The organism is Pandoraea nosoerga, from assembly GCF_902459585.1.
Taxonomy (GTDB): domain Bacteria; phylum Pseudomonadota; class Gammaproteobacteria; order Burkholderiales; family Burkholderiaceae; genus Pandoraea; species Pandoraea nosoerga.
The window spans coordinates 1-17,064 of the sequence record NZ_CABPSC010000020.1 but is presented as its reverse complement, the minus strand read 5'-3'; the positions used below and the strand labels follow the sequence as shown (position 1 = coordinate 17,064).

The 17,064-nt window shown below is 66.1% G+C and carries 12 protein-coding genes and 1 pseudogene; 7 read left to right on the top strand and 6 right to left on the bottom strand.

Annotated features, from left to right (window positions below):
* Positions 1-126: 126 nt before the first annotated feature.
* On the top strand, positions 127-876 hold the full coding sequence (locus PNO31109_RS20175; RefSeq protein WP_244958217.1) for an SURF1 family protein: 750 nt from the start codon (positions 127-129) through the stop codon (positions 874-876).
* 75 nt (positions 877-951) lie between these two features.
* Here PNO31109_RS20175 and pdxR read toward each other — a convergent pair whose 3' ends face one another.
* Positions 952-2,418, bottom strand: coding sequence for a MocR-like pyridoxine biosynthesis transcription factor PdxR (gene pdxR / locus PNO31109_RS20170; protein ID WP_150557225.1), 1,467 nt, complete (start codon positions 2,416-2,418; stop codon positions 952-954).
* A gap of 232 nt (positions 2,419-2,650) precedes the next feature.
* Here pdxR and PNO31109_RS20165 point away from each other — a divergent pair, with 232 nt between their 5' ends.
* Both PNO31109_RS20165 and ggt read left to right on the top strand, forming a co-directional pair.
* Positions 2,651-3,310, top strand: a complete 660-nt coding sequence (locus PNO31109_RS20165; protein WP_150557224.1) for a M24 family metallopeptidase — start codon at positions 2,651-2,653, stop codon at positions 3,308-3,310.
* Between the two features lie 573 nt (positions 3,311-3,883).
* Positions 3,884-5,506 carry a gamma-glutamyltransferase gene (ggt, locus tag PNO31109_RS20160; protein WP_370750490.1) on the top strand — a complete coding sequence of 541 codons (1,623 nt, stop codon included), beginning with the start codon at positions 3,884-3,886 and terminating at the stop codon, positions 5,504-5,506.
* Positions 5,507-5,600: 94 nt separating this feature from the next.
* Here the strand turns inward: ggt and PNO31109_RS20155 are convergent, their stop codons facing one another.
* The 3 genes and pseudogenes from PNO31109_RS20155 to PNO31109_RS20145 all read right to left on the bottom strand — a co-directional run bounded on the left by PNO31109_RS20155 (position 5,601) and on the right by PNO31109_RS20145 (position 8,015).
* Positions 5,601-6,245, bottom strand: a complete 645-nt coding sequence (locus tag PNO31109_RS20155; protein WP_150557222.1) for a methionine ABC transporter permease — start codon at positions 6,243-6,245, stop codon at positions 5,601-5,603.
* A 101-nt stretch (positions 6,246-6,346) separates the two neighbouring features.
* Positions 6,347-7,147, bottom strand: a pseudogene (locus PNO31109_RS20150) (methionine ABC transporter ATP-binding protein); the annotation flags it as partial.
* 19 nt (positions 7,148-7,166) lie between these two features.
* On the bottom strand, positions 7,167-8,015 hold the full coding sequence (locus tag PNO31109_RS20145) for a MetQ/NlpA family ABC transporter substrate-binding protein (RefSeq protein WP_150557220.1): 849 nt from the start codon (positions 8,013-8,015) through the stop codon (positions 7,167-7,169).
* Positions 8,016-8,323: 308 nt separating this feature from the next.
* Here PNO31109_RS20145 and PNO31109_RS22250 point away from each other — a divergent pair, with 308 nt between their 5' ends.
* Positions 8,324-9,601: a serine hydrolase gene (locus PNO31109_RS22250; protein WP_241014295.1), complete on the top strand. Its 1,278-nt coding sequence runs from the start codon at positions 8,324-8,326 to the stop codon at positions 9,599-9,601.
* Positions 9,602-9,633: 32 nt separating this feature from the next.
* Here the strand turns inward: PNO31109_RS22250 and PNO31109_RS20135 are convergent, their stop codons facing one another.
* Positions 9,634-10,416, bottom strand: a complete 783-nt coding sequence (locus PNO31109_RS20135; protein ID WP_150557219.1) for an IclR family transcriptional regulator — start codon at positions 10,414-10,416, stop codon at positions 9,634-9,636.
* A gap of 236 nt (positions 10,417-10,652) precedes the next feature.
* Between PNO31109_RS20135 and PNO31109_RS20130 the strand changes: the two genes are divergently transcribed.
* Positions 10,653-12,059, top strand: a complete 1,407-nt coding sequence (locus PNO31109_RS20130; RefSeq protein ID WP_241014297.1) for an MFS transporter — start codon at positions 10,653-10,655, stop codon at positions 12,057-12,059.
* A gap of 52 nt (positions 12,060-12,111) precedes the next feature.
* Positions 12,112-12,555, top strand: a complete 444-nt coding sequence (locus PNO31109_RS20125; RefSeq protein WP_150557218.1) for a type II 3-dehydroquinate dehydratase — start codon at positions 12,112-12,114, stop codon at positions 12,553-12,555.
* A 73-nt stretch (positions 12,556-12,628) separates the two neighbouring features.
* Here the strand turns inward: PNO31109_RS20125 and PNO31109_RS20120 are convergent, their stop codons facing one another.
* Positions 12,629-14,143 (bottom strand): MFS transporter, encoded by a 1,515-nt coding sequence (locus PNO31109_RS20120; protein WP_150557217.1) that lies wholly within the window; start codon positions 14,141-14,143, stop codon positions 12,629-12,631.
* A gap of 389 nt (positions 14,144-14,532) precedes the next feature.
* Between PNO31109_RS20120 and PNO31109_RS20115 the strand changes: the two genes are divergently transcribed.
* Complete coding sequence (locus PNO31109_RS20115) at positions 14,533-16,611, top strand: OPT family oligopeptide transporter (RefSeq protein ID WP_150557216.1); 2,079 nt, start codon at positions 14,533-14,535, stop codon at positions 16,609-16,611.
* Positions 16,612-17,064 lie beyond the last annotated feature (453 nt).

The window sequence follows — 17,064 nt, the reverse complement described above, 5'->3', positions numbered from 1 at the left end:
ATTGCCTTGAACAGCCATCGATTTCACGAAACGGGGGACGCACAGCGTCCCCCGAGCACTTCAGGCGCATCGGCTCCCGACGCGCGCGCCCCCCGGCCTTCCCGTCCCTCGCCGTTGCGGCTGGCCGTGCTCGGCGTCGTCACGCTGCTGCTCGTGTCGGTATTTACGGCGCTCGGCACCTGGCAGGTACATCGCCGCGCATGGAAGCTCGAGCTCATCGAGCGGGTCAACACGCGCGTGCATGCGCCGCCCGCGGCCGCGCCAGGCCGCGCGCAGTGGCCGGCCGTCAACGCCGCCGACGATGAGTACCGTCACGTCTCGCTCACCGGCACCTACTTGTTCGACAAGGACACGCTGGTGCAGGCCGTCACCGATCTGGGCGGCGGATACTGGGTGCTCACGCCGCTGCGCACGGCCGACGGCAGTGAGGTGCTGATCAACCGGGGCTTCGTGCCGCCCGGCTGGCGGGAGTCCGTTCCGCCCCCCCCGGCGGGAGACGTCACGGTCACGGGGCTGCTGCGCATGCCGGAGACGGGCGGCGGCTTCCTGCGCAAGAACGCGCCGTCGGAAAACCTGTGGTATTCGCGCGATGTCGCGGCCATTGCCGCCGCGCGCGGACTCTCGAACGTGGCGCCCTACTTCGTGGACGCCGATGGCAAGCCCGGCGAGCGCACCAAGCTGCCCAACGGCGACGGCGAAGCCGCCACCGGCAGGGCGCCCGCGCTTGACTACCCCGTGGGCGGCCTCACCGTGGTGCAGTTCCCCAACAACCACATGAGCTATCTGCTCACATGGTACGCGCTCGCGATCATGTCCGCCGTGGCCGGCGGGTTTGTCATTCGCCTCGAGCTGCGCAACCGGCGGCGCGACGACTGAACGTCGCCTGTCGCCAGCCTTCGCCCCTGGCCCCCCTCGCCCCTGTCGCCCCCTGCCGCTTCGCGTGCCACGGACTCAGCGGGCTGCTGCCGCGTTCACCGCCGCGGCGATCTGCGTTGCGATTGCCGGTAGCCGCGCGTCGTCGAGCGCGGCGTAGCCCAGCACCAGTGCGGGCGGCATGGCGCGCGCCCGCGCGAACTCCGCCAGTCCTTCCACGTAGACGTCCCGCTCGCGCAGCGCCGCCACGAGCGCGGCCTCGTCGACGTGCGCCGGCAGCCACAGCACGCAGTGAAAACCGGCGTGCTCGCCGGTGATGCGGCACGGCGCCGTCATCGTCGCTCGCAGCGTATCGAGCAGCAGGTTGCGCCGGCGCAGGTAGACGCTGCGTGACGCGCGCAGGTGCCGGGCGAAATCCCCCGCGTCGATATAGCTCGCCAGCGCCATCTGCTCGACGAGGCTGTTGGCACGGCCCGACGCCGAGCGCAGCAGCGCAATGCGCGCAAGAAGCGCCGGCGGTGCGATCAGGTACCCGATGCGCAGCGACGGGAACAGCGACTTGTTGAAGCTGCTGCAATGGATCACGCGCGCCTGCGCGTCGATGGCCTTGAGTGCCGGCAGCGGCGCACTGCCGTAGCTGAACTCGCTGTCGTAGTCGTCCTCGACGATCCACACGTCGTGGCGCGCCGCCCATTCGAGCAGTTGCATGCGCCGATTGATGGACATGGTGGTGCCGAGCGGCGCCTGGTGCGCCGGCGTCACGTAGGCGATACCCGACGTGGCTCCCGCTCGCCGGGCGGCCCCGGCGGCATGCGCGGCAGCGGCGAGCGCGAAGCCCTCGTCATCGACCGGCACGCTCACGCAACGCGAGGCCGGCACGCCGATCAGCGCCGACAGGTTCTTGTACCCCGGGTCTTCGAGGTAGCACCAGGTTGTGGCGTCGGCGAGGACCTGGGTGATCAGGTCGATGGCATGACGGATGCCGGTCGTCACGACGATGTCGGACGCCTCGCAGGCAATGCCACGCGTGACGCGCACGTAGCGGGCGATGCTCTCTCGCAGCGGCGCGTAGCCGCGCGGGTCGGTGTCGGCGAGCTGCGCTGCCGTCACCGTGCGCAGGGCACGGTTCATGTGGCGGCGCCAGGCCGGCAGCGAGAACAGCGCCGTGTCGACGGAGCGTCCGGTCTTGAGCGCGAGCGACGCGGCGTTCTCGGGTAACGGTTCGATCGCTGCCGGCGCCTCGCGTCGTGCATGGGTCGTCGGCGCGGCGCCGGCAAGGTCGGCGAGCACCTCGGTGCCTGCGCCCACGCGACTCACGACATACCCTTCCAGCGTCAACTGCTCGAAGGCCAGCTCGACGATGCCGCGCGACACGCCCCAGCGCTCGGCCAGCGTGCGCGTAGACGGCAACCGGTCGCCACGGCGCAGTTCCCCGGCCAGAATGCGCTCTCGCACGCACCGGTAGACCCAGGCCTGTCGCGTCTCCTTCTCATGACGATCGGCGAGCGGCAATTCGAGCGATTGACTGATGTGGCGTCGGCGCATGGTGAGTCGGGCTCCGGTCAGGCTTCAGTTCGGCTTCAGTTCGGCTTCAGTTCGGCTTCAGTTCGGCACCAGTCAGACTCCAAAGTGGCCTAATCGAAAGCACGATAAATGGCGCTTCGAATTATACAAGTCAGATCGTATCCTTTATCGCCATGACACCTGTTCCCCGCGGGGCAATGCGGCGAGCGCGTGATCCGGGACATCCGGCAATCGATCACCAATGGAGAAATCGATGGAGTTGGCACAACGAGAAGCGGTCGGGGCGAAGTTCAGCGCCGCCGCCATGCAACGCGCGCAGGCACTGACGTGGGAAGCGACCGAAAAGATTGCCGAACTGATCGTGCCCGGCATGCGCGAGTCGGAGGCGATTGCCGCGAGCAAGACCCTGCTCGGCACGCTCGGCATGGACCGCATCTGGCATCCGGTCCTGATCCGCTTCGGCAAGAACACGCTACGCACCTTCAGCGAGCGCAGCGACGATGATCCGATCCTCGGCGAGGACGACATCTACTTCATCGACATCGGCGTGGTATTCGGCGCGCACGAAGGCGACTGCGGCCTCACACGCACGACCGGCTCGGATCCGGAGATGCGGCGCTGCGCGGACGACGCCAGGCGTCTGTTCGACATCGTGCAGGCACACTGGCGCGAGCATGGCGCAAGCGGTCAGGCGCTGTACGAATTTGCGAAGGCGCAGGCCGAGGCGATGGGCTGGGTGCTCAACCTCGACATCAAGGGCCACCGCGTGAGCGACTTCCCGCACGCTATCTACAAGGGCGGCAAGCTCGGCGATCTCGCCGACACGCCCAGTTGCGGCCTGTGGATTCTGGAGATCCAGATCGCGCACCCGACACGTCCGTTCGGGGCGTTCTACGAGGACCTGCTCGTCTGAGCGGCGGCGCCATCGCCGTCTTGCCCCCCGATCTTGCCATCCGACCCGCAACGCCGTGGCGAGCGTGCAACAGCGCCGCGGCGGATCGCGCCGTTTTGATGCCGGCCGGGCCCGCAAACGCTACCTTTCGGTCCGGCAAATGCGGCCTCGCATCTGACCCTCAATACTGTCCGATGCTTGCCCGTGAAGGCAGGCGGGCACTTTCGCGAATTGTCCAGTGCCACGCCGGTATCCCGGCGTGGCCCGTCGCCCGGACTTTTGGCGCATCTTTCCCCAATTACCCGTTATGCGTTACCGTTCGTCTGTCGACGGAGCTTCACGCACGACTGCTGTCCGGCAGCGCAGACATCGCCGCGCCGGGCGCCCGCCCCAGGGCGCCCGGCCTTCGAGCGAGCTGTCCCTCGTGCGCCCGTCGCGCGCGCTGTTGAAGTTTTCCCATCTCGCTCAAGAACGAACGACACAAAGACGATGAAAAATCCAACCTTCACCAAAGCGCTTTTGGCCACGGCCCTGAGCTGTGCGCTGTTCAACGCCCACGCGGCCTCGCAGGCGCCGGTCGGCGCGGAGAACGGCATGGTCGTGACCGCCCAGCACCTCGCCTCGAAAGTCGGCGTGGACGTGCTCAAGGCTGGCGGTAACGCAGTCGATGCCGCCGTTGCCGTGGGCTACGCACTCGCCGTGGTCTATCCGGCCGCAGGCAACATCGGCGGCGGCGGCTTCATGACGATCCAGCTCGCCGACGGCCGCAAGACCTTCCTCGACTTCCGCGAGAAGGCCCCGCTTGCCGCGACCGCGAACATGTACCTCGACAAGGATGGCAACGTCATCAAGGGCGCCTCGACCACCGGCTATCTGGCCGTGGGCGTGCCGGGCACCGTGTCGGGCATGGAATACGCGCGCGAGAAGTACGGGACGAAGACGCGCCAGCAACTGCTCGCGCCGGCCATCACGCTCGCCGAGAAGGGCTTCGTGCTCGATCAGGGCGACGTGGACATGCTGTGGACGTCGACCAAGGATTTCGAGAAGGACCGCGCCAACTCGGGCGCCATCTTCCTGAACAAGGGCCGACCGTTTCAGCCGGGCGAGCGCCTGGTGCAGAAGGACCTGGCGCGCACGCTCAAGCTGATCAGCGCCAAGGGCACCGACGGCTTCTACAAGGGTGAAGTCGCCGACAAGCTGGTGGCGTCGATGAAAGCGGGCGGCGGCATCATCACGCAGGCCGATCTGGACCAGTACAGGACGCGCGAACTCGCGCCGGTCGAATGCGACTATCGCGGCTATCACGTGGTCTCGGCCCCGCCCCCGAGCTCGGGCGGCGTGGTGATCTGCGAGATCATGAACATTCTCGAAGGCTACCCGATGAAGGAGCTGGGCTATCACTCGGCTCAGGGCGTGCACTACACGATCGAGGCGATGCGTCATGCCTATGTCGATCGCAACAGTTATCTGGGCGATCCGGACTTCGTGAAAAACCCCATCGCGCAGTTGCTCGACAAGAACTACGCCGCCAAGATCCGCGCCGCGATCAACCCGCAGAAGGCCGGCATCTCGCAGGAGATCAAGCCGGGTGTGCCGCCGCATGAAGGCAGCAACACCACGCACTACTCGATCATCGACCGCGAGGGCAACGCCGTGTCGGTCACCTACACGCTTAACGACTGGTTCGGCGCGAAAGTCATGGCCAACGGCACGGGCGTGCTGCTCAACGACGAAATGGACGACTTCACCGCCAAGGTGGGTGTGCCGAACCTGTACGGTCTGATCCAGGGTGAAGCGAACGCCATCGGCCCGGGCCGCCGTCCGCTCTCGTCGATGAGCCCGACCATCGTCACGAAGGACGGCAAGCCGGTGATGGTGGTCGGCACGCCGGGCGGCAGCCGCATCATCACGGCGACGCTGCTCACCATGCTCAACGTCATCGACTACGGCATGAACCTGCAGGAAGCCGTCGACGCACCGCGCTTTCACCAGCAGTGGATGCCCGAGGCGACCAATCTCGAGACGTTCGCGCTGAGCCCCGACACGCAGAAGATTCTGGAGAGCTGGGGCCACAAGTTTGCCGGCCCGCAACCGGCGAACCACGTTGCCGCGATTCTCGTGGGAGCGCCGTCGCTCGGCGGCAAACCGATCGGCAAGAACCGTTACTACGGCGCGAACGATCCGCGTCGCAATACGGGGCTCGCACTCGGGTATTGAGGCGCGCCTGGCTCCGGGCGTCGCGCGACGGCGTCCGGATCGGCAAGACGACGGGGCCGCTCGCGCGGCCCCTTTTTTTGCGCCGGCGTTGGTGTCAGCGCCGGTGATCGACGCGGCGCGCCAGCCGCTCGCCCAGGAACTGCACCAGCGTGACCAGTGCCACGAGAATCGCGATCACGTTGAACATCACGGCCGTCTCGTAGCGCTCGTAGCCGTAGCGCACCGCGAGATCGCCGAGACCACCCGCCCCCACGGCGCCGGCCATGGCCGACGCGCCGACCATGGCGATGACGGTGACCGTCGCGCCGCCGAGGATGGCCGGCAGCGCCTCGGGCAGCAGCACATGACGCACGATGTGCCAGCGCCGGCATCCCATCGCGCGCGCCGCCTCGATCAGCCCCGGTTCGATTTCGCGCAATGCAACCTGCGTCACGCGCGCGAAGAATGGTGTCAGATGCACCGCGAGCGGCACGACGGCCGCCCAGGTGCCCATCGTCGTGCCGACGAGCCAGCGCGTGACCGGCAGCAGCGCCACGAGCAGAATGATGAACGGCACCGCGCGAAACAGATTCACGATCACCGAGAGCACGCGATGGAATCGCGGATGCGCGGCAAGGCCGCCGGGCGCGGTCACGACGAGCACCACGGCGAGCAGCAGGCCCGCCGCGAACACGATGGCGCACGCGCTCGTGACCATCAGCAGGGTTTCGCCGAACGCGCGCAGGTATTTGTCGACCATGATGAATGCCGGAAATGCGAAAACGAGGATTGGGGATTCAGCGCTCAGCTGCCGTGGGCGGCCGCGCGCACACCGGTGTACGCCGGACGCCCCTGCCAGGCGTGCTGCAGCGGGCGGAGCAGCGCACGCGTGGCCGCGGACAGCGGATTGGCGAACACTTCCGCTACGGGGCCGAGCTCGGCAATGCGGCCCTGCTCGAGCACGAGCACGCGCTCGCAAGCCTGGTGAATCACCGCCATGTCGTGCGTAATGAGCACGACGGTGAGCCCGAATTCGCGCTGCACGTCGCCAAGCAGCGCGAGAATGGCGTCGGTCGTCTCGGGATCGAGCGCGGACGTCGCTTCGTCGCACAGCAGAATCTCGGGCCGATGCACGAGCGCACGGGCGATGCCCACGCGCTGCTTCTGGCCACCGGAGAGCATTGCCGGATAGGCGTGGGCGCGGCCGGCCAGCCCGACGAGCGCGAGCAGCTCGTTCACGCGCGGCGCGATCTGCGCCTTCGGCACACCGGCCACCCGCAGGGGCAGCGCCACGTTCTCGAAGACGGTCTTCGCCGAGAGCAGGTTGAAGTGCTGGAAGATCATGCCGATGCGGCGTCGCAGGTCGACGAGCGCCTCCTCGCCGAGCGCCGCCACGTCCACGCCGTCGACCTTGACCTGCCCGGTGCTTGGCAGCTCCAGCGCGTTGATCGTGCGCAGCAGCGTGGATTTGCCCGCACCGCTGCGCCCGATGATGCCGAAGCGCTCACCGCGCTGCACGGCTAACGACACGTCCTGCAGCGCTGCGCTCGACGCGCCCGGGTAGACCTTGCCGAGGCCCTCGAAGGTGATATGGACGGCCTCGCGCGCGGCAGCGCCCGGCAAACGGGTCACGGGCGCAGGGAAAGCCGGTCGGTGCGTCATCGCAGGCTCCTCTCGAACGTCAGAATGCCGGGACGACCGAGCCCTGGTACTTCGTTTCGATGAACCTGCGCACCTCTTCCGACTGGTACGCCTTGACGAGCGGCGCGACCCACGGCGCGTTCCTGTCCTTCTCGCGCACGGCGATGATGTTGACGTATGGATTGTTCTCCCGCTTTTCCACGGCGATGCCATCGCGCGTGGCGATCAGTCCGACCTGGTAGGCGAAGCTGTTGACGATCGCCGAGGCGTCGACGTCCGGTAGCGAGCGCGCCAGGACCACGGACGCGCTTTCGATGAACTCGAGCTTGCGCGGATTGGCCGTCACGTCGGCCAGCGTTGCCGTGCCGGTGTAGGGATCGAAGCCGTCGCGCAGCCTGACCAGACCGTGGTCACGCAGGATCACCAGCGCGCGGGTCTGGTTGCTCGGGTCGTTCGGCAGGCCGATCTTCGCGCCGACGGGCAGTGCTTCGAGCGACTTGTACTTCTTCGAATAAAAGGCAATGGGAGAAATGAGCGTGTCGCCGACCGACACGATCCTGTAGCCGCGCTGCCTGACCTGGTCGCGCAGGAACGGGATGTGCTGGAATGAGTTGGCGTCGAGATCGCCGTTGTTGAGCGCCTCATTCGGGCTCGCCGTGCCGGTGATCACGATCGGCTCGACGTTCAGGCCGCGCGACTTGGCCACCTTCGTGACCACTTCCCAGATTTCCTCGTCGACGCCGCCGCGCACGCCCACCTTGAGCGGCTTGTCGGCCGCGTGTGCGCTCCCCGCACCGAGCGCGCCGAGCGCGCCGAGCGTGCCGAGTGCGCCGATGGCCAGAGCGGCCGAGAGACTGCCGAGCAGGTGAAACAATTGGCGGCGTTGCATGAGGCATTCCCCTTATCCGTTGATATGTGTCGCGCCGTTTGAGGCGAACGCACAGTCTAGGAAGCCGCGCCGGGCGCCGTCCAATAACCAATTTCGCAAAGCAAATACGGCGCGCGTCGCAGAGCTTTTGCGCGAGCCGCGATCTCCTTGGCAATGCGTCTCTTGTAACTTTTTGTAATACGAACGACGAAAATTCCGGAACTACCCGGACGAGCTTCGTCCAACCGGTTTCCCTTCATGTGCTGTATTGGCGCCGCACGCCGCGCACAGATGCGACCCCTCACTCATTCCTCTACGGAACCGCGAAGATGTTTGCCCAGTGGTACCCGCTGCCGAAACCTCCATTGCCTCGCGCGTCGCAATCGCTTCGCCTGTCGTCCCGTCCGACCTTGCTGCGGCAGTTGCCTGCGCTCCATGGCGTGTCGCCGCGCGCGATCGCGCTGGCGCGTCTCGTGCTGTTCGGCGTGATATTGCTCATTGCCGGACTTCCCATCAGCGATGCGCTCGCGGCCAACGCGCATCAGACCAGCACGGGAAAGCGGCGTCTTGACGCCACCAAGAAGAAGGCGGTGGCGAAGGCGTCGGCCAAGGCGATGCATCGCAAGGCGGCGACGAGCTCGTCGCAAACGCGTGCCGCCCGTCACGGCAGGGCTTCGCGTCACGCCGCGACGACGCGTCGGCCAACGGCCGCGCAGCGTCGTGTTGCGCCCAAGTCGCCCGCGGCGAAAGCCGCGTCGCATCGTCGCGCACCGAAATCCGCGATCGCAGCGGCGCCGTCCACGCAGCTCAGCACCGATGCCAGGCCGCGTCTGCTCGCGCGCTGCGGCTTCACGCCGGCGTCTCGCAAACGGTTGTTTTCGCGGGCGGTCTATATCGTGGACGAAAAGACGCGCACGCCGCTCTACGCCAGGAACGCGGACCGGGTGCGGCCCATCGCGTCGCTCACCAAGCTGATGACGGCCATGGTGTGGCTCGACAGCGGGCCGGCCATGCGCGCGCCGTTGCGTGTCACGAGCGCCGATCTCGACACGTTGAAATTCTCGCATTCGCGTCTCGCGGTGGGCTCGACGCTCTCGCGCGCCGACATGCTGCACATCTCCCTGATGGCCTCGGAGAATCGCGCGGCCGCGGCGCTGAGCCGCGACTATCCGGGCGGACGCGCGGCGTTCATCAACGCCATGAACGCCAAGGCGCGCGCGCTCGGCATGCCGAACACCCGCTTCGAGAACGCCACGGGCCTGTCGCCGCGCAACGTCTCGACCGCGCGAGAGCTCGCGCGCCTCGTGCGGGCGTCGAACGGCTACCCGCTGATTCGCCGCTACTCCATCGACCATCAGCAAAAGGTGCGCACGGGCAAGGGTCAGCTGCAGTACGTCAATACGAACCGGCTGGTGCGCTATGGGAAGGTGCACGCAAGCGTGCAGAAGACCGGCTTCATCAACGAGTCCGGCCACAACATGGTCATGCGCGTGATGGTGCACAAGCGGCGTCCCGTCATCGTGACGATGCTCGGCAGCGACACCCCCGAAGGCGCGCGCCTCGATGGCGTGCGCATCGCCCATTGGCTGTCGTGCTCGTTGAAGTGAGCGCTGTACCGGCGGCTCACCAGTACCACGCCCTAGCGGATCCGGTCGAATAACGGGGACGCCTGGCTGGCAGCCGCCAGCTCGGAGGCCGCGGCAAGCAACGCGGGCCCCAGCCGCGCCATGCGCGCCTCGTCCAGCCGGATCAACGGCCCTGCGATGCTGATCACGCCCAGCGCGGGATAGCCTCGACGCAGAATCGGCGCCGCCATTGCCGTCATGCCGGGCGAAAACACCTCGTTGATCGTGGCGTAACCGCGCGCCCGCGCGGCTTCGAGAAACGCCAACAGTCCCTGCACCGTCGTCGGCGCGTTCGGGCCGTAGTCCCTGGGCTGCCCGAAGCCCTGTCGGCTCACCAGTGCCAGCGCACGCTCGTCGGTCATCGTCATCATCCACGCGTGCCCCGTGGCCGAACACGACAGGATCGTATCCATCCCCATGTCGGGGTCGTACTTCAAGCCCTTGATCGCCCCCTGGGCTTTGGCGACCCATGTGAGCCGATCGCCGTCGGCGATTGCCAGGCGCACCAGTTCGCCCGACGTCTGCGCGAGCCGGTCGAGAATCGTCTGCGCCATATCGACGATGCCGGAAGTGCTGAGAAAACTCAGGCCCAGGCCGACGAGCTTCGTCGTCAGTACGTAATCACCGTGCTCACGCAATTGGCGTACATAGCCGAAGGTCTTCAGATCGCTCAGCAAGCGGTGACAGGCGCTGCGCGGAATGTCGAGTTCGTCGGCGATGAACGCCAGCGGCGTGCCGCCCACTTGCTGAGCCAGCAGTTCCAGAATGGCGAGCGTGCGCTCCATGACGCCGTTCATCCGTCTCCTCCATGGGGCTGCCGCGGTCGTGACGCGGCGAATTCCGCATTATGGCATCTGATTCCAGTCCAGAATAGTGTTCCACCGTGATCGCTACTATCTGCTTGCCAGCCCGGGACAGGCCCGGGCGGCCCCCTCTATCCGCTCGGCCCGCGGCGGCGGCAGATGCCGATGTTCCGATCTCCGGCGAGCGGTGAGCATGGGGCATAACGACAAATCATCGTCAGGAGACAGGCATGACACACGCAACGCCTTCAGTGCCGGACGCATCGATGCAAACGCGTGCGGTGAGCGCCGCGACCATCGGCACCGCACTGGAATGGTTCGACTTTACGTTGTATGGCGCATTGGCGGCCACACTGCTGCCGAAGCTCTTTTTCCCCGCGATGGAGCCCACGTCGGCGCTGCTCGCGTCCCTCGCCACGTTCGGCGTGGGGCTCGCCGCAAGACCGCTTGGCGCGATTGTCTGCGGCTCGCTGGGCGACAAGTTCGGGCGCCGGAATCTGATGCTTGCCACCGTCTCGGTGATGGGCGTGGCGTCGGTGCTGATGGGACTGTTGCCCACTTACGCGCAGATCGGCGTATGGGCGCCGATCCTGCTGGTGGCGCTTCGCATCGTGCAAGGCTTCGCGCTCGGTGGCGAGTCGACCGGCGGCCAACTGATGGCCATCGAGCACGCGAGTCCCGAGCGTCGCGGGAAGTATTCCGGACTGCTCGGTATCTGCTCGCCCGTGAGCCAGATCCTCGCCAATGCGGCACTTTTCGGATTGTCCGCGGCGCTGTCGGCGCAGGCGTTCGAATCATGGGGATGGCGCGTGCCGTTCCTGCTGAGCTTCCTGCTCGTGATTGTGGGCGTCTACATTCGCCTCAGGGTACATGAGACGCCCGCGTTTGCCGCGATGCGGTCCGCCGCGCAGATCGTCAGGGTGAGCAATCCGCTGCGCGACGCCGTGCGGCTGCACTACAAGCCGCTCATTCGCTGGACGCTCTTCTTTTGCGGGCCGGCCGCCATCTTCTATCTGATCGTGGTGTTCTCGCTCAGCTACATCACCAAGACGCTCGAGGTGCCGAAGCAGACGGCATTCATGCTGTTGATGGGTGCGAACATCTTCGCCATCTTCGGCGCGCTGTTCGGCGGCATGCTCAGCGACCGCATCGGGCGCAAGAAGGCGCTGGCTATCGGCTCGTGCGCCACGCTCGCTATCTCGCTCGTCTACTTTTCCGTGCTCGATACGCGCAGCTTCGTGCCGATGCTGCTCATCATGGGCCTGTTCCTGGGCTTCACGCAGTATCAGAGCGGCATTCAGCCGGTCGCCTTCGCCGAGGCGTTTCCGACCAACGTGCGCTACTCCGGCTCCGCGCTGGCCTATACCGGCGCGAATCTGCTCACCGGCGGCCCGATGCCGATGGTCGCGGTGTGGCTGCTGTCGATCAGCAACGGATCGCCGTGGGCCGTCGTGGCGCTGTGCGCGACGCTGAACGTCATTTCGCTGGCCGCCATTCTCATCGGGCCCGAAACACGCGGCATCGACATGCATCGCACGGACTCGGCCCAGGCGCTGTCGGGCGGGGGCCCCGCCGCCGCCGATGCCACCGCTGCCGCCGCGCTGGAGACGCCGCGCGGCGTGCGCAACAGTCACTGAACAGTCGCTGACGGCTGGCTCTTACAGTTTTACAGGAATCGAATTTCTCATCATGTCCGACCTCGTCTACGTTCTCAATGGCCCCAACCTCAATATGCTGGGCAGGCGCGAGCCGCATCTCTACGGGCATACGACGCTCGCCGAGATCGAGCAGACCGTTCGCACGCTCGCGGCACGTCTCGAACTGCGTTGCGAGTTCCGGCAGACGAACAGCGAAGCGACCATGGTCGATTGGCTTCAGGAGGCATTCCAGGCCGATGCCGGCGTCGTGCTGAATCCGGCGGGCTTGTCGTTCCGGTCGATCCCTGTGCTCGATGCGGCCAAGTTGCTGCGACGGCCGCTGATCGAGGTGCACATCACCAACATCCACAAGCGGGAGGAGGTCTATCGCCACTCGTTGATCTCGAGCGTGGCGACCGGTGTGATCTGCGGCCTTGGCGCGCAGTGTTATCCGTTGGCGCTGCAGGCCATGGCTTCGATGCTGGCCGGCGGTTGAGCCATCGGGCGGGGCGCGGATGCCGGCGCCTGGGGAGCGCCGGCGAATCGCGTCGTCGATACGTGCGGGCCGATCAGCGCCGGCGGGCGTGCCAGCGTCCCCAAAGAGCGGTGGCAAGGAGCAACAGCGCGCCCGCACCGATCACCGCGTCGAAACCCTGATTGAACGCCGCATGAGAGAGCGACGTCAGCGCGTCGGCCATGCCGGGGGGCAGACGTTCGGCGACGAGCTGCGCTTCGTCGAGACTGTCACGCACGGTGTCCGGCAGCGTCGCCACTTGCGGCACGTCCATCGCGCGGCCGTAGACGAACGTGAGCAGGCTGCCCATGAACGTCACGCCCAGCGCTCCGCCGAGTTCGTAAGATACTTCCTCGACGGACGCCGCCATGCCGGCCCGCTCGCGCGGCGCGCTCTGCATGATGGTGCTCGACGCCGCCGTCATGGTCGCGCCAACGCCGAGCCCCAGCACGACGAGCGCCAGCGCCCAGAGCATGAAGTGCGCGTCGCGCAGGAAGAGATAGCCCCCCATGCCCGCGGCCGACATCGTCAACGCAATCGATAGCAGGCGCGGACTTCCCATTCGCGGCAGCATCCGCCCCGCGATCGGGCCGGCGACGAACGCTGCCAGCGACAACGGCATGCCGGCCAGCCCGGCTTCGAGCGGCGAGTAGCCCATCACGAGCTGCAAGCGCTGGCTGAACACCAGTTGCATGCCGATGAGGGCCGCCGCCGCCATGAGCGCAGCCGCCACGGCGAGCGCGAATACCGGGCTGCGGAACAGCGTGAAGTCGAGCAACGGATGCACGCTGCGCTGCTGGCGCTTGACGAACGCCCACAGGAAGACAACGCCGACGAGCGCGGCAATACCCACCGTCGCCCAGTCGGGCGAGATCTTGCCGGCGCTCTTGATGGCATACGTCACGCCAATCAGGCCGACCATGAAGAGCAGCGAACCGAACCAGTCCCATGGTTGCTTCGACGTTGCCGCGCCCTTCGGGATCAGCCACCAGGCGAGCGGCAACGCGATCAGCACGATGGGCACGTTGATCAGGAACACCGAACCCCACCAGAAGTGCTCGAGCAGTGCGCCGCCAAGAATCGGGCCGAACGCGGCGCCGCCCGATGCCACCGACGCCCAGATGCCGATAGCCAGCGCCTGCTCGTGCGAATCGGCAAAGGTCAGGCGGATCAGCGAGAGCGTGGCAGGCATCATCATGGCCGCGCCCACGCCAAGGAAACCGCGCGCGGCAATCAGCACGTTGGCGCTCGGTGCGAATGCGGCCGCCAGCGACGCCGCGCCGAATACGGCAAGTCCGGCAAGAAAGAGCTGCTTGTGGCCAAGGCGATCGCCCAGGGTGCCCATGCCGAGCAGCAGGCCCGAGACGACGAGCGCGTAAGCGTTGACGATCCACAGCTTGGCGGAGGCCGTCGCCGCGAGATCGTGAGTGAGACGAGGCAATGCCGTGTACAGCACCGTCATGTCGATCACGATGAGCAGCAGCGCCACCGACACGACGGCGAGCACGAGCCAGCGGCGAGCGCCGCTTGCCCGGACTGCCGGATGCGAGGAGGTATGCAGGCTGGACATCGGAAAGCTCCTTGGTTGTGGCAGGCCGTTTCGGTCGGACTGACCTGCGCGTACTGGATTTTTCTTTACGGGAAAACCCGTATGATCCATCAGCAAAGCGATTGGGAAAAGTTGGATTCCATCCGTGAAATAGATGGATTTGCTGCGATTGCGGAACTCTCGCACCCTTGTGCCGCGACCCGCCGGGGATTCCGCACGGCGATTGCGGTTCGGCGGAGCCGATTCGAACGGACGTAGCGGACGTAATGGGCGTAAGGACGTAATTGACGTAAGGGACGTAATTGACGTAAGGGACGTTCCATGGTGGCCGTCAAGACTGGCGGTGCACCAGCGAGGCGCATACAATTTGCGCCACATTCCCATTCGGCGGAAATCCCCCGACTCTTTACATGGCCTCCCACCCCACTCGTATTCCCGACGCGGTGTCGCTCCCTGAGCTGACGCTGCGCGGCATGATTCTCGGTGCACTGATCACCGTGGTGTTCACCGCCTCGAACGTCTATCTCGGCCTGAAGGTCGGGCTGACCTTCTCCTCGTCCATTCCTGCTGCGGTGATCTCGATGGCCGTGCTGCGCGCGCTTCGCGGCGGCAACATCCTCGAGAACAACATGGTGCAGACGCAGGCCTCGGCGGCGGGCACGCTCTCGTCGATCATCTTCGTGCTGCCCGGCCTTTTGATGATCGGACACTGGCAAGGCTTTCCGTTCTGGCTGACGCTCGCGATCTGCGCGTCGGGCGGCATTCTCGGCGTGCTGTTTACGATTCCGTTGCGGCGTGCGATGGTCGTCGACAGCGATCTGCCCTATCCCGAGGGCGTGGCCGCCGCGGAAATACTGCGCGTGGGCAGCGCGGGCAACGAGGCCTCGCAGGACGCTATGAAAGCGACCGGCGAGTGGGGACAGGAGGCCAGCGGCGTGCGCGAGATTGCGTTCGGCGGCGTGGTGTCGGCCCTGTTCGCCTTTGCGACGACCGGCCTTAAGGTGCTTGGCGAGAGCATTACCGCATGGGTGCCCGCCGGCGCGGCCGTCTTCCGTCTGACCACGGGTTTTTCGCTTGCGCTGATCGGGGCGGGTTATCTCATCGGGATTGTGTCCGGATTGGCGATTCTATTGGGCATCGTGCTGAGCTGGGGCATCGCCGTGCCGGTACTGACGTCGATCACGCCCAATACCGATGGGCTGGCGATCGCGGCGTTTGCGAACGGACTGTGGCAGCACAAGGTGCGCTTCATTGGTGCGGGCACGATCGGCGTTGCCGCGGTCTGGACCCTCATTACGCTGGCCAAGCCCATGATCGATGGCGTGAAGACGTCGTTTGCCGCATTGGGGCAATCGCGGGGTGGACGTGCGAAGAGCATCACGCTGGGGCGCACCGAGCAGGACCTGTCCCCGTATTGGGTGATCGGCCTCACACTGGTGTGCGTGGCGATCTGGGTCGTGACGTTCGGGGCGTTCCTCGCGGACGCGCCGCTGTCGTTCGGCGGCATTGCGACACTGGTCGTTTGCAGCGTGGTGTTTGCCGTCGTGTTCGGATTCCTGGTGGCGGCGGCGTGCGGATACATGGCCGGATTGGTAGGCTCGTCGGCCAGTCCGATCTCGGGCATCGGTATCGTCGCGGTGGTGCTGGTGTCGCTACTCATTCTCAGCGTGAGCCAGGCGAGCGGCCTGCTCGATACCGGCAGCGGCAGCAAGCTCGCCATTGCGTTGGCGTTGTTCACCACGTCCGCGGTGATCGCCATCGCCACGATCTCGAACGACAATCTGCAGGATCTGAAGACCGGGTGGCTCGTGGGTGCGACGCCGTGGCGTCAGCAGGTGGCGCTTCTCGTCGGCTGCGTGGTTGGCGCGGCGGTGATTCCACCGGTGTTGAATCTGCTCTACAACGCGTATGGTTTCACGGATGCGCTACCGCGCGCCGGCATGGATCCGTCGCAGGCGTTGTCCGCACCCCAGGCGATCCTGATGACGGCCATCGCCAAGGGCATCTTCACCCATCAGCTCGACTGGTCGATGCTCGGTATCGGCGCAGTGCTCGGTATCGCGTTGATCGCGATCGATGCGGCGTTGGCCAGACGGGGGGGCGTGGCGCGCGTGCCGGTGATTGCCGTAGGTATCGGCATCTATCTGCCGCCGACGGTGGGTTCGGTGCTCGTCATCGGCGCGGTGCTCGCGTGGATTGCGCAACGCTTGCTCAAGGCGCGCGCGAAAACGCAGGGCAAGAACTTCGGGGCTATTGCCCAGGCCGCGGAACGACGCGGCGTGCTCCTGGCCTCCGGCTTGATCGTGGGCGAAAGTCTGGTTGGCGTTGCGATGGCGATGGTCGTCGGCGTCACCGGCTCGGACGCGCCGCTCGCGATCGCCGGCAAGGGTTTTGCCGCCACGTCCGAATGGCTCGCGCTGTTCGTCTTCGCAGGCATTTGCGCTGTGGTGGTGCGCCGAGTGTTGGCTGCAGCGCCGGCAGCGCGATAGGACTCGACGTCACGACAGATCCGCCAGGGCAGCGACGGATAGAACGGCGCTGCTCTGACGGCGTTGTGTGCGAGGCAAAGGCGGGATATCAAAGGTGCCGTAATCTCCGGCGCCTTTTTTGTGTCTGCGACAAGGTCGACATTGGGGCGGAGTCCCGGTGGCTACCCGTCTGAATCGAAACCTGGATGAAGACGAAGGGGTCCCTGCGCGAGTCTCCCGCAAGTGGCCCAGCGGCTTGAGCAGTCGTCTGCAAGTCAGCATGCTTGTCCGAGCATCCGAGCATGGGGTCATCCATGCATACCGAGGCTTCATTTTCGGAGGCAGGCAAAAGCAACACTCAAGCGCCCCTGCAAAGCAAAAACCCCTTGCCAGTCGCCTGGCAAGGGGTTTTTAAGGGGAGCCTGACGATTACCTACTTTCACACGGGAATCCGCACTATCATCGGCGTGGAGT

Bases quoted from the DNA above. Each gene is read 5' to 3' on its own strand.
- PNO31109_RS20165 (WP_150557224.1), top strand. From the start codon at position 2,651: ATGGAGTTGGCACAACGAGAAGCGGTCGGGGCGAAGTTCAGCGCCGCC.
- ggt (WP_370750490.1), top strand. From the start codon at position 3,884: ATGGTCGTGACCGCCCAGCACCTCGCCTCGAAAGTCGGCGTGGACGTG.
- PNO31109_RS20125 (WP_150557218.1), top strand. From the start codon at position 12,112: ATGTCCGACCTCGTCTACGTTCTCAATGGCCCCAACCTCAATATGCTG.
- PNO31109_RS20155 (WP_150557222.1), bottom strand. From the start codon at position 6,245: ATGGTCGACAAATACCTGCGCGCGTTCGGCGAAACCCTGCTGATGGTC.
- PNO31109_RS20120 (WP_150557217.1), bottom strand. From the start codon at position 14,143: ATGTCCAGCCTGCATACCTCCTCGCATCCGGCAGTCCGGGCAAGCGGC.
- PNO31109_RS20130 (WP_241014297.1), top strand. From the start codon at position 10,653: ATGACACACGCAACGCCTTCAGTGCCGGACGCATCGATGCAAACGCGT.
- PNO31109_RS22250 (WP_241014295.1), top strand. From the start codon at position 8,324: ATGTTTGCCCAGTGGTACCCGCTGCCGAAACCTCCATTGCCTCGCGCG.
- PNO31109_RS20145 (WP_150557220.1), bottom strand. From the start codon at position 8,015: ATGCAACGCCGCCAATTGTTTCACCTGCTCGGCAGTCTCTCGGCCGCT.
- pdxR (WP_150557225.1), bottom strand. From the start codon at position 2,418: ATGCGCCGACGCCACATCAGTCAATCGCTCGAATTGCCGCTCGCCGAT.
- PNO31109_RS20115 (WP_150557216.1), top strand. From the start codon at position 14,533: ATGGCCTCCCACCCCACTCGTATTCCCGACGCGGTGTCGCTCCCTGAG.
- PNO31109_RS20135 (WP_150557219.1), bottom strand. From the start codon at position 10,416: ATGAACGGCGTCATGGAGCGCACGCTCGCCATTCTGGAACTGCTGGCT.